This window comes from Symmachiella dynata (genome assembly GCF_007747995.1).
In the GTDB taxonomy this organism is placed as follows: domain Bacteria; phylum Planctomycetota; class Planctomycetia; order Planctomycetales; family Planctomycetaceae; genus Symmachiella; species Symmachiella dynata.
In genome coordinates, this window is sequence record NZ_CP036276.1 from 4951050 (window position 1) to 4966530 (window position 15481).

Sequence of the window (15481 nt, forward strand, 5' to 3'; positions counted from 1 at the left end):
GGTTAGCTCAGATTGACGAGGTTACTATTCGCCGACTCGCACAGCGGCTTGCTGCCGTTCGAGTCAGCCAAGACCTCGGCCAGTGTGGTGTTGGCAAATGCCTGCTCGACCGTCTTAATGGCATTGTCCATACGGCGATGCAACGGGCAAAGCCGCGTTCCGTGGCTCGCAATATCCAGCGGGCAGGTCTCGATGCGACGAATCGGGTCGACTGCGTTGACGACTTCCAACAGCGATAAGTCTTCAGGATTTTTGGCCAAGGTGAATCCGCCATTGGGTCCGCGCTGCGAGTGAACCAACCCAGCGCGATTCAAACTCGCCATCACCTTCGACAGATAAGCGGCGGGTACCTTGGTCACTTTGGCAATCTGCACATTGGTTTGTGCGGCGGGCGCTTCATTCGCCAAACTGACGATCGCCCGCAGAGCGTATTCAACCGTTTGCGATAACATCCCGTTTCATCCCTTTCAAGCGCTGGCCCGGCATACCTAGTGCACAATGCATCCCCATCGATGAGGTGTGACGCCTTAGCGCCTCAGTCTGTTCAGCAGTTTGGGGGGAAGTTGCCGCAAACTCGTTTTCCATGTCTCCCTCTCAAGGAGATCCCCCCGCCTTTACAAAAACGATCTTAGACAGTCCCCGGTAACATGAAAAGCCCGAGTGACGGACCCACTCGCTTTGCAACAGCCCCCTACTCCACAGCACCGGCCCCCCCCGTGCCAAGCCGACTCAGGTAACCGTCTTTCCGTATTGCAAACGATCAGCGTTTTTTGAATGGTGCGGAATAAATTTAGCCACAGATTGAACACAGATGAAACACGGATAAAAAGACAAAAGTAAAAAACTATACCATCTGCCTTTCATTCCCATACGAAGTTGGGGAACGAGGAAAAACATCTTTTTCAGCTTGATCTGTGTTTCATCTGTGTTCAATCTGTGGCTAGATAACCTCCATACCACGCATCTCAAAGCCGGCTAAAAGCCGAAATCGTATTCATCGATATTCTCTGCTGTGAAGCGGATTGGGTCGGAGAGGATGATGGTTTGATCATCACGCGGGCTGAAGCGGAGGTTGCCGTAGCCGGGGATGTCATCCCCTTCTTTGAGTTCCTGCCCTTCCACGGCTGCCTTGGCGATGCGGACGGTCAGTTCGCCCAGGGCGTTGGGATCCCAGAGGAAGAAACTTTCTAAGACCCCCTCTTTAATATAGGGCCGCATTTTTCCGGGGGTCGAATTGCCGGTGAGAGCGACTTGGCCGATCTTGCCGGCGCGTTTGATGGCTTCGGCGGCTCCGGGAACGGAATTGGAATCGAAAGCGATGATCCCTTTCAGGTTCGGGTGCGCGTTTAACAGCGTGCCGACTTTTTGCGCCGCTTCGGTTTCGTTCTCTTTGGTGATGACGGTTTCGACCAATTTCAGTTTGGGATATTTTTCCGCCGCCCGGGCTTCGGCATAGCTGCGCCAGGTATTTAAATTGGCAGCGTCGAGACTGGCGATCGCAATGGCCCACTCCCCTTCCTCGTTCATCTGCCGAGCGATCTCATCCATCAGCGATTCACCCAATACCTTGTCATCGACTTGATTGACCATGTACTGCCGACCGCTATCAGGCGCGTCGCTGTCCCAGGTGAGGACCGTAATTCCCGCAGCCCGCGCTTTGTCGACGAACGGCTTGATCCGTTTGGGCTGATTGGGCGCAATGCAAATTGCATCGACGCCGTTGCGAATCCAGGTATCGATATAATTATTCTGCTCTTCGCCGCTGGGCGTGGCGGGGCCGTCATAGATCAGCTTGACCCCCAAATCATCGGCCGCCTTTTGCGCTCCTTTTTCGCAAGCCACAAAATAATCGATGCCCACCAACTTGGGCATCATGGCGATGACGATTTCGTCGGATTGGTCGTTCGAGGCTGCGCCATCTTCAACCGATTGCCCGCAACCGATAGAGAACAGGGCTCCCAGAAAAACCGTGGCGACGATCTGAAAAAAACGAAGCGGCAATCGAGAAGTGTGATGCATGGGAAGTCGATGAATCCTGCGAGACGGGAAAGAGGACGACGTAATAAACGGCTGCTGCGATGTACAACCAGCTATACTATTACGGATATCGTGTCGATCTTTCCACCGTGGCGCGCAGGACGATCGCGGAATCTCGCAAATGAAACGGGGGCGTAGTTGGACGGCTCGACTACTTCGCTTCGGCCGGTTTCAACACCGTCAGCCAAGGTGCTGCGGTCGTCGCCGTAAAACCGGTGATGGTTGCTTCGGCGGTGCGGCTGAGCGGTGTTTCCCCGGCCACCGTCCCCACAATACGAATCGGGCCGCTGACCGGTCCGGTTGCCGAAGTCAGTTGCAGCTTGACCGACTTGGCCGTATCCCCTTTTTTCTTTGAGACGACAGTCGTCGCTGTCACGCCCTCGGGAAGATCAACAGCGGTGATGCTGATTTCGCCCCCGTAGCCATGCAATCGCCCCACAGTCACGGGAATTTCTAATGCTGTTCCCGGCGTGAGCGTAAAGGCATCGGCCGCGAGCTTCAGATTGAAGTCGGCCTGTGGAAGGGTTCCACTGAGACGATAGACGTAGCGAAATCCACCATCACGATTCAGGTCGCGAATCATCAAGCGATAGTCGCCATCGGCGGGGATCGTATGAGACAAGACCGCATCGCGCTGGCTGCGATTAATGTCATCCACCTGCGCCAGTCGTTTGCCGTTGGCGTCGGTGAGGCGAATCAACGGATCCAAGGGAAATCCCAATGCCCACGATTCGGCACGGAATTCGACCTTTTGACCTTTCTTGGCGGTGAACTGATACCAATCCTCGTCCCGTTCTTCGGAGATGGATCCGGAAATTGTCATGGGAAGCTGAATGGGTTGGGGATGCCCAGCATCGTTTACGGCTGACTCGACCGTTACGGCATGCGGAACGGTTTTGATCAACGTGGTATTCCCCAATTCCGGATGAAAGAGCGGAGCAACATCCTCATGGTTACTGGATAATGGCACGGTGTAAAATCGAACCGGCTGCGGAATGTTCCAGCCCCGCAATTCGATCTCGGTGGGATGATTTTGTGAGGCAGCCAACGGAAATGCATGATCCACAAACGCCGCCGTCGTGAGCGTCAATCGATAGACATAACTGGCCGAAGCGGAAAAACTGATCGACTGATTCGGTTTCGAAGGAAATGCAAACGTACGCACCAGATACGTTCCCGCCTCCTCTGCCGTGAACACGACCTGCGGGTCGAGGTTATACGTATCGTGATTGAACGCCAGACGAAAACCATTGGGCGAGGTCACTTCTAGGATTGCATCCATCGGGGAACCAAGCACTTCATTGGCCGCCATCGAAGCAACCAGCGTCTGCCCAGCGGCGAGTTTTACGGCGAAGGTGTCGACGTCGCTTCTCCCGTTGATCCGTCCATTGACAATGACAGTCGTGGTTTCCAGCAGTTGCGGTTTGCGGTAGTCGTTGTTCGGTTCTTTCTCATTCATTTCAGACAGCGTACCGACGACAAACGGTCGCAACGGCGAGGCGCCTTCGTCGTTATGCAAGCGAACCCAATAGACGCCCGGAACGGCGTCTGAATCGACGGTGATTTTGAGTTTGCCTTTGTCCTTTTCAGGTTCGACGGTGATCCCCGCGCGATCGGTTAACACTTGCGGCGGCCAAGTCGCGTTTTTCCCAGCGGCTTCGACCGAAACCGTCGTTCCCCGCTGCGCACCGGCGGGGTGCAAATAGCTCAACTCCGGCTTCGCTGCGAACAAATCCGCAGAGGCAAATCCGGTCAAAAACAGGACCAGGATGAACGATTGTCGCCAAAAACAAAGTCGCATACCGCTGTCTTTCAATAGAGCAATATTCATTTTCGAGAGTCGGGGCGGGTCGCGTTTATACCCACATACAAGTAATTTTGACGCCCCAACGCTGCCGCATAAATGAGGCATCGATTTGAGTGGTCTCAGTCTCACGGTAAACTTCAGATCCAGGGTGGCTGGGGACGAGTGCAAACTCGCCCCCAGGTGATTTGGCATCCCCGCGTCTCATGCACTGGGTGCGGACTACGTCCGTCCCCGACCACCCATCGTCTCTAATCTTTACGTAAAATTCGACGCTGACGAATGACGAGAACCAGTCGTCGCCGCGACCAACGCAGTCATCAATCCTTAAACAGAAATTCGGGCGTGTTGAGCAACGCCCATGCCAAGTCCTCGACCGCTTTGCGACGATCGTTTTCGCTGATCAACTTGCCACCGAACTGCAATTCTTCTTCGCTCGGATTACGACCGTAGATCAACAAGTAAAGGTCCGTCACAATCTCTTGCGGCGATTTTTCCGAAGCCGCCAACTTGGCCACCCGGCCGTCATCACTGGTGACTTTCTCGTGCAAACGGGGTGCATTCATCAGATGCAAGGTCTGCACCACGGTCGTGTCGGGTGTCCGTTCACAAGGGGGATCCTGGTTGGGATCGGGACGGCCAAAGGCATCCAAAAACAGCGAACCGACACGATGCGACCAAATCTGATTGGCGCGCGAACCGGTAGGCATCGCTGAGAAAGTCTCGGGAACATCGGTGATATCACACACCGCATCCAACAGTACCTCCGCCCGCAACCGTTTGCGGTAATACCGCGAATAGTTCCGCGTATCGGCCACGTTGCGTTCGCCGGGCAATGAACTCAAACCGTACACATGCGACGTCGCGATGCTGCGGATCAAATGTTTGATGTCGTAATCGTGTTCGCGAAAGTCCTCGGCCAATGCGGCCAGCAGCGCCGCATTTGTGGGAGGATTCGTGCCCCGTAGATCGTCGACCGGTTCGACGATACCACGGCCCATCATGTCGGCCCAAATCCGATTCGCCATGACTTCGGCGAAGAAATGATTTTCATCCGAAGTGATCCAACTGGCCAATGCCTCGCGGGGGTCGCCGTCGGGGTCGATCTCTGGGGCTTCGCCAAACAGCGGACGCGGCGGCATCACCGCTCCCGTGAGTGGATGCTTCACTGCCCCGCTCTCTTTCGCATAGATCATCTCTTCACTGCCGGAAATCGGCGGTGACAAGCCTGTCCCTTTGTGTCCCACCTTGGCGAAGTAGGCGGCGAAACTGTAGAAATCGTCCTGCCCCCAGATTTCGAAGGGATGGTGATGGCATTTGGCACATTCCAGCCGGACCCCCAAAAACAACTGGCTGACAATTGTGGTCAATTCATCGGGAGAACGGCGGTCGCGAAACATTGTGACCGCTCCGTTGCGAAATGTGCCACCCCGCGCGGTGAGCAGATCCCGCACGAATTCATCATACGGTTTGTTTTTAATAAACGCATCGCGAATCCACGCATCGTAATTCATCACGGCTTTGATACCGACACGATAAGGATTAGGCCGCAGCAAGTCGGCCCATTTGTTGGCCCAATGGTTGGCATATTCGGGTCGCGCCAACAACCGGTCTACGACTGCGACCCGTTTGTCGGGTGACGAGTCATTTAGAAAGTTGCGAATTTCTTCCGGTGTCGGCACACACCCGATGATGTCCAGATAGGCCCGCCGCAAAAACTTGGCGTCCTCAGCCGGCGGCGACGGGGTGATCCCCAACCGCTGCAATTTATTCCAAACGTGCTGGTCGATGTAATTGTTGCGAGGCAGCTGTGCATAAAATTCCGGCGGCACATCGCCCTCGAGCGGAATCATGATGTCGGCAATGGCAATCTCGCCCATATACCGTGCCATGATGGCCGCTTCGCCGGGAATCGGCCCTGCTTTGACAAGGCCTTGTTCATCGACGCCGACCACAGCCCCCTCGTTGGATTGAAATTGAGCCAAGCGCGTGACGTCACGGGTCGAACCATCGGAATAATGTGCGGTGACAATTAACTGTTGCTCCTCCTCAGGCAGCATCTTGCGTTCTGTTGGGCTGACAGTCACTTTTTTCAATACAGGATCATCGGCTGTCGAACGTGGCAATCCAGCCGCGACCCAACGAGCGAACATGGCAAAATCATCCCCGTCGGGATCCAACCGTTTGCCGCCGCCATGCGGCTCAATCGCCGCAGCCTTGCGCAACAGCAAGCTAGATTCGGGAGCGGCCAAGAACAATCGTCGGCCGCGTGCCTCGGCTTTTAAAGCGTCGGAATCAAAATCGGCATCGAATCCCAGCAAGGAGAGCTGAAATCCGTTTTGACCGCGTGCTTTGCCATGACAGGCCCCCGCATTGCATCCGGCGCGGGTGAAAATCGGGATGATGTCGAGTTCTAAGGTTGGGGTCGGTTGCGCGTCGGCGTTCACAACCTGCACCGCGACTTCCACTTTGTGTCCGTCTCTTTGGGCGACGACTTTGCCAGTGCCATCCTTTAAGCCGGTGACGATCCCCGCCTCGTTGACCTCCACGATTTCGGGCGTCAGCGAAAGAAACTCGACGTCACGGGTGAGGTCCTGTTGCTTGCCGCCGGTCTCGCCAGCCACAATCAACTGTTGGCGAACACCCCGCCCACGAAGGACGACCTCACTGGGTGCGATTGACAAACCAGACGGTTCATCACTGGCCGTTGCGGTCAACGGAACCGTGGCTGTGAAAAGGATCAGTCCGGTGAATAGGTAGCAAAATCGTTGCATGGTGGGATCACCAATGGTTGGCTGTGGGGTGGGAAATCAGGAGGGAGGGTCGCTATGATGTCCTTCAAGCGTGGGATCCATTTTAACAGCACTGGGGAGGCAAAAGGAAGAGAAACTGCCGCAACGTGGCAAATTGGCCCCAAAACCGACTAGGATTAAGAAAGGCATGCATCTCATGCAAATCGAACCACTTGAGGTCTACTGCAGAGATTCGAATTACGCCATTGTTAAGCCTCCTGGACGCAAATTTCCGGGTGCAGTCATTCAAGGCGATTCGCTTGCCATTCTAGCGTATTTGGCAAATCAAATTGCCATGGCGGCCGCAGAAAACCGTGCGACTGGGGATACTTTTCTCGGGCATGTGGAGGAACTCAACAATTTGTTGGTTGATCGGATTCTTCACTACCAAGAAGTCCTCCAAAACCACGAGATTGATTTCCCCCATTCCCCAAAAATCACCCCGTCGCAACTCGTTAACTTTTTCCCTTTAGATGACGAAGAGACCGTGGCTACTTAACGTCTGATATGATTCTTCGTTCTCCCATGTCACTCAATTTCCTTAGAAAACAGGCCCGAACGTGTCTTCATCGTCTTCCTCAGGGTTTCCCGGCGTCCGCATGCGGCGGTTGCGTACTCATCCTAAATTGAGGGATCTCGTCCGCGAGACGCACCTGCGTCCGGATGATTTTATTCTCCCGCTGTTCGTGCGGCACGGCGAAAATCAGCGTGTGGATATCTCATCCATGCCGGGGCATGCACAACTGACCACGGACCTTTTGGCTGACGAAGTTGCTGAAATCGAGGCATTGGGGATTCCGGCGATCATTCTGTTTGGAATTCCCGCACACAAAGATGCGGTCGGTAGCGACGCCTTCGATGATGTCGGCATCGTGCAACAGGCGGTGCGGGCGATTAAATCCGCCGGGTTAAAATTGTTGGTCATGACTGATGTCTGTTTCTGCGAATTCACCGATCACGGCCATTGCGGCATCATTAATGAGAAAACCGGCCAGACGGATGTCGACAACGATGCGACTTTGGAAATCTTAGTCAAACAAGCGGTCAGCCACGCGCGGGCCGGTGCCGATGTCATCGCTCCCAGCGGCATGATGGACGGGATGATCGTCGCACTGCGGCAAGGACTGGATGAAGCCGGTTTTACACACCTGCCGATTCTCAGCTATGCAGCCAAGTATTCGTCGGGGTTCTATGGTCCGTTTCGCGAAGCGGCCGAAAGTGCTCCGACGTTTGGCGACCGGCGTACCTATCAAATGGACCCGGCGAATGGCGCCGAGGCACTGCGTGAAGTATTATTGGATGTCCAAGAGGGTGCGGACATGTTAATGGTCAAACCGGCGCTTAGTTACCTGGATGTGATCCAAAGTGTGAAACAAGCGCACCCCAGCGTTCCACTAGCGGCGTACAACGTCAGCGGCGAGTTTGCGATGCTCAAAGCGGCAGCGGCCAATGGTTGGATTGATGAGCAGCGTGTCGCGCTGGAGGTCCTGACTTCGATCAAGCGCGCTGGTGCCGACATGATCCTGACTTACCACGCCAAAGACGCTTGCCGCTGGCTGACCAATCCTGGATAGCTATCCCCATCCAGGTCTGGCAAGGACATAGTAGATTATCCTATGTAATAACCGGTGAACGCTCCGTATCATTTCTATGTACGGACCAGGTCCAATTGCATCACGGAGGATACACAACTCGCTCTTCAAGTGGGAATACCTAGTATACACGCCGGGAAATTCACGATTAGTGCTCATTCGCTCACTAGTGAATACCCGCGACCAGTCACTACACTCCCGCAGGAATCAAGGTTATTTTGCCCTCTAGGTATGGATTTAAGCTGGCACACAAACAATAAGAAAGCGAATGATGGCTAAGAAAAAGAAGAACTTGTCGGTTACTGATTTAGAAAACCTACTACAACAGCGGATGACGCAGTTGGAAACTCTGATCGAGAAGCGGCGGAATCTGCAAGATCAGATCGCCCAGTTGGATCGTGAAATCCACAGCGTCAATGGATCGGGTGCAGGGCCTGGTCGCGTTTCCAAATCGAAAGTCGTGGCCAAGCCAAAACGCAAACGCCGCCGCGCACGCAACTCGGTCTCATTGACCTCCGTCGTCGCCGCCGTGCTCGCTAAGCACAAAAAAGGGCTTCCGACCGCTGAAATCGAAAGCGCCGTGTTAGCCACCGGCTACAAGACCACGAGCAAAAATTTTCGTCCCATGATCTATCAAACATTGGCGAAAATGAAAGAAGCCAAGGACGTCGTCTACGATGGGGACGCCAAGCTGTATAAGTTGACGAAATAGTTTGTCCAACTCTGGTTGATGTCTTGTCCTGAGGAAATATGATTGATTGCGGGTGCCGCGCAATGGATCAATCTCAGCTACATTCAACCCCAGTTGTGGACACAAACGGGCCGTGACCCGTTGATTCACGTGAAAAACGGTGGGACTCGACCCGCCGTTTTTTTTATGACTCCACCCAACCAATTGAAACCTGCAATGGATGCTCCAGCTATGTCGTCCCCTTCGATAAAAATTGACAAGAAAAATGCCATCGATCTAGTCATGCAGTTGATGGCCATTCCCGGAAAGAGCGGTGAAGAATCGCTGGCCGCCGATTTTATCATCGATCAACTACGCTCAGCCGGCGTCCCTGCGAGCGCGATTACCGCCGACAATACGCACAAAAAAAGCCCGATCGGCGGAGAGCGCGGAAACCTGATTGTCAAACTCCCGGGAACCATCCGTGGTCCACGACGGCTGCTGATGGCGCATATCGATACGGTTCCGCTCTGCGTCGGCGCGCGGCCGGTGCGCAAAGGGAATTTCGTGACCTCCCGCGATGCGAGTACGGCACTGGGGGCTGATGACCGTGCCGGCGCCACGGTTGTGTTGAACACAGCCATCGAATTGATCAAACAAAAATTACCACACCCCCCGTTGACCCTCCTGTGGCCTGTTCAAGAAGAAATCGGCTTGTGGGGCGCCCGCAACGCAAGCCTGTCCAAATTGGGGAATCCCAAACTCTGCTTCAACTGGGATGGCTACGCGGCGGAGATGGTCTGTATTGGGGCGACCGGTGATTATCTGATCGAAATCCAGATAGAGGGGATCGCCAGCCATGCCGGCGTTCATCCCGAACAAGGGGTCAGTGCGGCGGTCATTGCCGCCAAAGCAATCGCCGATCTTGAAGCCGGAGGATGGTTGGGCCTCGTGCAAAAGGGCAAGCAGGCCGGGACCAGCAACATCGGTGTGATCGAGGGGGGCGCAGCGACAAATGTGGTGATGCCCACATTATCAATTCGCGCCGAAGCCCGAAGTCACAACCCGAAATTTCGCTCCCGAATTGTCAAAGAGATCGAACAGGCATTTCGCCGCGCCTGCCGGTCCACCAAGAACGATGCCGGCAAAACTGGCCGCATCGAATTCCAGTCGGACCTCAAGTATGAATCATTCCGACTCGACGAAGAGACCCCCGTGGTCCAAGCCGCCTACACGGCTCTGGAGTCGGTTGGACTGCAAGGTCAGCCCCGGATTGCCAACGGCGGATTAGACGCCAATTGGCTAACCGCGCGGGGATTGCCGACCGTCACCTTCGGCTGTGGACAGATGAACCCTCACACAGTCAACGAAACTTTAGACGTCGCTGCATTCTTGGATGCCTGTAAAGTGGCACTGGCGGTAGCAACCGAAGCTCAAGCCTGACAGGGCGATGATGGACTGACTGTAGGGACGAATCGCGTCGTTTAGCGACCGAAATCCCCAGTTTTCAGTAGATCCCTCTTGCGTAGAAATCGGCGGACGCTTACTTTGTATCACAAAGTACGGTTAACTCTCCGTGCGAAATCCGGGTGTGTAGTTTGTGCGAATCCCGTAATCGGACATTGTTCTGAGTGGTTACCCGAAGTTTCCCGTCGACTCAGTTTGCGTTGGACACCCTAAACTGTACAATCTCAGATGGTTATCTCAGCCATGATTGCGGCACGATTTAAGAATGAAAGCGCCCATCGTTGGAGTCCGGAAAGGATTCCGAGTGTCCTACACGGGAACGTGAACGCCCCTATGGCCAAATCGGCAGTATTACTCCACGAGTCTTGGAACGCACTTCGATCCGACGTCGAAACTGCTCTCGAGCAGTACGTTGAGAGTGCGCCCGACTGTCCTGAGCAATTGGCGCAGGCCATGTCCTACAGTCTGATGGCTGGGGGAAAACGACTACGTCCGATTTTGGTATTGTTAGCCTGCGAAGCGTGTGGAGGCGATTCGGCTGTGGCCATGCCGGCAGCCTGCGCGATCGAAATGGTGCACACCTATTCGCTGATTCATGATGACTTACCCGCAATGGATGATGACGATCTACGGCGCGGTCGACCGACCAATCACGTGGTCCATGGAGAAGCCACCGCGATTTTGGCCGGCGACGCATTATTGACATTGGCATTTGAAGTGCTGGCCAGCGACATTCAACCGCCGCGCGTCGCAGCCGCCTGTTGTGCCGATCTGGCCTCTGCCGCCGGACGTGCTGGCATGGTGGGAGGCCAAATTGCTGACTTGGAAGCGGAAACCCTGGAATCACCGACCCTGGAACAATTGGAACAGATCCACCGCCGCAAGACCGGCCGCTTGCTCACCAGCGCACTCACGCTGGGGGGACGCATTGCCCAGGCAAACGATGACGCATTCCAGGCTCTGACAACCTACGGACAATGCCTTGGCTTGGCGTTTCAAATCACCGACGACCTGTTGGACATTGCCGGAGACGCAAAGACCTTAGGCAAAAGTACGGGCAAAGATGTTGCACAAGGAAAATTAACCTACCCGGCACTCTTGGGTGTCGAGGAAAGCCAAAACCGGGCTCGCAGCCTCATCAACCAGGCATGCCGCAATGTGGAAATGTTTGGTGATCGTGGCCAGCGATTGGAAGCATTGGCCCGTTTTGTTTTAGAAAGAGATCATTAAAGCGATGCCTTTACCTAGATGGGTCGGATCCGAAGAACGATAAACCGGGCTCGATGCTCGTATCGGATTTTTCACTGATAAACTGGAAACCCCAGACGGACGATACACTTGATGAATGAATTGCTTTCTACGATCGATTCGCCGAAGGATTTGGCCAAATTCAGCGACGACCAATTGACACAATTGGCGGCTGAGATTCGGGAAGCATTGTGTACGGTCGTATCTGATCGGACCGCTCACTTTGCCAGCAATTTGGGTGTCGTAGAACTGTGCATCGCCCTGCACTTGGTCTACGACTTTTCACAAGACCGGCTGATCTGGGATACCGGCCATCAGGTGTATCCACACAAATTGATCACCGGCCGTTATCATGAATTCCCCACCATGCGCCGCAAGGGGGGATTGATGGGATTTCCCAATCCCCACGAAAGCCCCTACGACCTGTTCATGACCGGGCATGCCGGGAGCAGCGTTTCCACCGTATTGGGCCTGAAAACCGGCGATGATTTGTTGGGGCATGACGAGCGCAAAGCGGTCGCGGTGATCGGCGACGGGGCGCTCCCCTCGGGGATCGTGTTCGAGGCAATGAACAATGCCGCCGAACTCAAAAAAGATATGTTGGTGATCCTCAACGACAACGAAATGGGCATCTGCCCCCGCGTGGGAGGATTGGGCAAAACACTGGACAAAGCCCGCACCACGCCGTTGTATGGTGAATTTAAAAAAGATGTTTCCTGGATTCTGAACCAAATCCCCTTGGTTGGTGGTTCGGTGGAAAAAGCATTGGTGCAAACCAGGGACGCGATCAAGGCGTCGCTGCATGGCGGCATGCTGTTTGAGGAAATGGGTTTCCGGTACATCGGTCCGATTGACGGGCACGATTTGGCCACCTTGCGGGAATACCTGGAGATGGTCAAACACCTCAAAGGTCCCGTGCTGTTGCATATCTTCACGGAGAAAGGGCACGGGTTCAAACCGGCTGCCGAAGATCCCGTGATGTTTCACACTCCGCCCCCCTTTGAACGCAACGGCCACGATAGCGTGGTCTCGGTCAAAAAGAGCAGCAGCCGCGCCTATACCAATGTGGCTAGCGAAGCCATTCATGCTGCCATGCGTCGTGACAAACGTGTCTCGGTGTTGACGGCCGCGATGTGCGAAGGAAACAAATTGGGGAAGGTCCGCTCCGAATTTCCCGACCGATTTTTTGACACTGGCATTTGCGAAGGGCATGCGGTGGCCTTCGCTGCCGGGATGGCCAAAGCTGGAGCACGGCCGGTTGTTGACATCTACAGCACATTTCTGCAGCGCAGTTTCGATCAGATTTTCCAGGAAGTCGCCCTGCAAAATCTGCCGGTCACATTTTGTCTTGACCGCGCCGGACTCTGCGGGCCCGATGGTCCCACACACCACGGGGTGTTTGACGTAGGATATATGCGTCTGTTCCCCAATATGGTCGTGATGGCGCCCGGCGATGAGAAGGATGTCTCCGCCATGCTCGACTTTGCATTGGATTTCGACGGTCCTGTTTCGATTCGCTATCCAAAAACCGGCGCGGATCTTGTGGAACGTCCGCTTGCTCCCATTGAAATCGGACACTCCGAGATTTTGGAATGGGGAGAGGACGGCACGATTGTCGCCTTCGGAGCAACTTTGGCTGCATCGATTCAAGCAGCGGCGCGACTGCGTAAAGAAGGACTCGAAATCGGCGTGGTGAATGCACGATTTGTGAAACCACTTGATACTGCAACAATCCTCCGCGCCATCGACGAGACGGGCTTTGTGCTGACTGTCGAAGAAGGCGTCCTTGCGGGCGGGTTTGGATCGGCTGTGCTAGAAGCGGCCAATGCCGAGGGACGCCGCACCGATCATATTCATCGCCTGGGAATTTCCGATCAATTTGTCGAGCATGGTGACCGAGGCGAGTTGTTGGCCGATTTGGGGTTGGACGCCGAGGGAATCTTCCAAGCCGCCCTCCAGCAAGTCGAACGCGCCGGTGCCACCAAGGACTGGGGAAACAGACTAGAGCACCCCGCTTGATTGCTGTTTCCCGCCGAATTTCTTGTGCAGTGCCCTTTTGCATGTGACCGGTTCAATCTCATCGGTTGATCAACCGGTCACAGAGCGCCCGACAGTTGCTTCGAGACGACAATTCTCGGCTGTCCCAAGCGGCTGATTGATCTGTTTCAGAACACAGATCGTCAAATCTTGCCTGATCTTCCGCGATTGCCTACAATCGTAGTGATGTCGAGGTGTGCCGCTTGCACAATTGTGTGGCGTCCATTTTCGATGATTACAACTCCCAGGCCACTGGGCGTGGGGAGTGCTCTTGCCATCCGATTCGGAGGTCCGGTGAATGCGTTGTCAGTCATTAATTGTCGCTTGGGTATTGGTTTTGAGCACCATGGCACTTGGTGGCCCGGTCTCTGCAGACGAACCCGCGAAAGAGGCGGAAACAGCCAAAGAGATCAAAGACAAAGACTATGAGATGTTCAAATTGTTTGTCGACAGTTTTGAACAGATCGATCGAAATTACGTCAAGGAGGTCGACCGCCGTGAGTTGATGGAAGCGGCCATTCAGGGCATGCTCCGCAAGCTCGACCCCTATTCGAATTATATCAGCCCGGAAAACCTGCGGGCGTTTAGCGATTCGGTCGAACAGCAATTCGGCGGAATCGGGATTCAGGTCACGCTCGACCCAACAACGCACCGTTTGACTGTTGCCGCCCCGTTGCCCGGCGCTCCGGCGCAAAAAGCGGGTGTCAGACCGGGAGACGTCATTACGGACATCGAATCGGAATCGACTGAAAACTTTGACATCGAGGACGCCGTCAAACTTCTCCGCGGCCAACCGGGCGAACCGGTCAAAATCAAAGTTCTGCATCGCGGCGAAACCGAACCGGTGGAAGTGACCATCGTCCGCGACATCATCCGCGTCGCCACCGTGCGAGGCCTGAGCTACAAAGAGGACGGTAGCTGGAGCTATTTTGTCGATGAAAAACACAAGATCGCTTATCTGCACCTGACGACCTTTAGCCGTAATTCCTACGAAGAACTCAAAGAGACGATGGAAACATTGTCTGAAGAGGGCATCAAAGGCTTGATCTTGGATCTGCGTTTCAATCCCGGCGGGTTGCTTTCCGTGGCGACGGAAATTTCCGACATGTTCGTCGAAGAGGGAAAAATCGTTAGCACCAAAGGCCGTAACACGCAGGAGCAGGTCTTCTCGGCGAAAAAGCAGGGGACGTACAGCGATTTCCCCATGGTGATCTTGGTGAATCGTTACAGCGCCTCGGCGAGCGAAATTGTCTCCGCCTGTCTTCAAGACCACAAACGCGCGTTGATCATCGGCGAGCGGACTTGGGGCAAAGGGAGCGTGCAAAACGTCATCAATCTTGACTATGACGATAGTGCGTTGAAACTGACGACGGCCAGTTACCATCGTCCCAGCGGAAAAAACATCCATCGCTTCCCTGGTGCCAAGGAGGAAGATGAATGGGGCGTGATGCCGGACGAGAACTATAAGATCCGCCTGGGAGACCGGGAAATCGGCAATTTACATAGCCATCTCGCTGAACGGGAACTTTTCAAACCCAGCGACGGCGAAGACAAAGATGAAGAGCCGAAAGAAACATTCGCTGACCGGCAACTCGAAGCAGCAGTCGCCTACTTAGCAGCCAAGATCGACGGTGTCGAACCACCGAATCCGACGACGCCTGCTAAAGAAGAGGGTGACAACGACGAAGTCGCCAAACAGGACGATGCGAAAGTGCCCGAGACGAAAGAGGATCCTAAGCCGGAACCGGAATCCAAACCAGAACCGGAATCCAAACCGGAATAACCGGGGAAATCTTCACCGGCGACTTTCCCAGCATGTTTCTCCAGCAACACA

Annotated in this window: 11 protein-coding genes; 7 read left to right on the forward strand and 4 right to left on the reverse strand. The window is 54.6% G+C overall.

Translation table 11 applies throughout. The features are described from left to right. Positions 1-2 precede the first annotated feature (2 nt). The 4 genes from Mal52_RS18770 to Mal52_RS18785 form a co-directional block, all read right to left on the reverse strand. Positions 3-452, reverse strand: coding sequence for an RrF2 family transcriptional regulator (locus Mal52_RS18770; protein WP_145377909.1), 450 nt, complete (start codon positions 450-452; stop codon positions 3-5). Between the two features lie 523 nt (positions 453-975). After that, complete coding sequence (locus tag Mal52_RS18775) at positions 976-2019, reverse strand: substrate-binding domain-containing protein (protein WP_145377911.1); 1044 nt, start codon at positions 2017-2019, stop codon at positions 976-978. 169 nt (positions 2020-2188) lie between these two features. Then, on the reverse strand, positions 2189-3868 hold the full coding sequence (locus Mal52_RS18780) for a PPC domain-containing protein (protein WP_145377913.1): 1680 nt from the start codon (positions 3866-3868) through the stop codon (positions 2189-2191). Between the two features lie 293 nt (positions 3869-4161). Beyond that, complete coding sequence (locus tag Mal52_RS18785) at positions 4162-6615, reverse strand: DUF1549 domain-containing protein (RefSeq protein WP_145377915.1); 2454 nt, start codon at positions 6613-6615, stop codon at positions 4162-4164. Positions 6616-6790: 175 nt separating this feature from the next. Here Mal52_RS18785 and Mal52_RS18790 point away from each other — a divergent pair, with 175 nt between their 5' ends. The 7 genes from Mal52_RS18790 (at position 6791) to Mal52_RS18820 (ending at position 15430) form a co-directional block, all read left to right on the forward strand. After that, complete coding sequence (locus Mal52_RS18790; RefSeq protein WP_145377917.1) at positions 6791-7132, forward strand: DUF6959 family protein; 342 nt, start codon at positions 6791-6793, stop codon at positions 7130-7132. Positions 7133-7232: 100 nt separating this feature from the next. Further along, entirely contained in the window at positions 7233-8207 is a 975-nt protein-coding gene (gene hemB / locus Mal52_RS18795) for a porphobilinogen synthase (protein WP_145380708.1), read from the forward strand. Positions 8208-8493: 286 nt separating this feature from the next. After that, positions 8494-8937: a hypothetical protein gene (locus Mal52_RS18800; RefSeq protein ID WP_145377918.1), complete on the forward strand. Its 444-nt coding sequence runs from the start codon at positions 8494-8496 to the stop codon at positions 8935-8937. 210 nt (positions 8938-9147) lie between these two features. Next, a complete protein-coding gene (locus Mal52_RS18805; RefSeq protein WP_145377920.1) occupies positions 9148-10338 on the forward strand; it encodes a M20/M25/M40 family metallo-hydrolase in 1191 nt (396 codons plus the stop codon). Positions 10339-10695: 357 nt separating this feature from the next. Then, positions 10696-11592 carry a polyprenyl synthetase family protein gene (locus tag Mal52_RS18810; RefSeq protein ID WP_145377922.1) on the forward strand — a complete coding sequence of 299 codons (897 nt, stop codon included), beginning with the start codon at positions 10696-10698 and terminating at the stop codon, positions 11590-11592. A 111-nt stretch (positions 11593-11703) separates the two neighbouring features. Continuing rightward, on the forward strand, positions 11704-13629 hold the full coding sequence (gene dxs / locus Mal52_RS18815; protein ID WP_145377924.1) for a 1-deoxy-D-xylulose-5-phosphate synthase: 1926 nt from the start codon (positions 11704-11706) through the stop codon (positions 13627-13629). A gap of 316 nt (positions 13630-13945) precedes the next feature. Then, entirely contained in the window at positions 13946-15430 is a 1485-nt protein-coding gene (locus Mal52_RS18820) for a S41 family peptidase (RefSeq protein WP_145377926.1), read from the forward strand. Positions 15431-15481 lie beyond the last annotated feature (51 nt).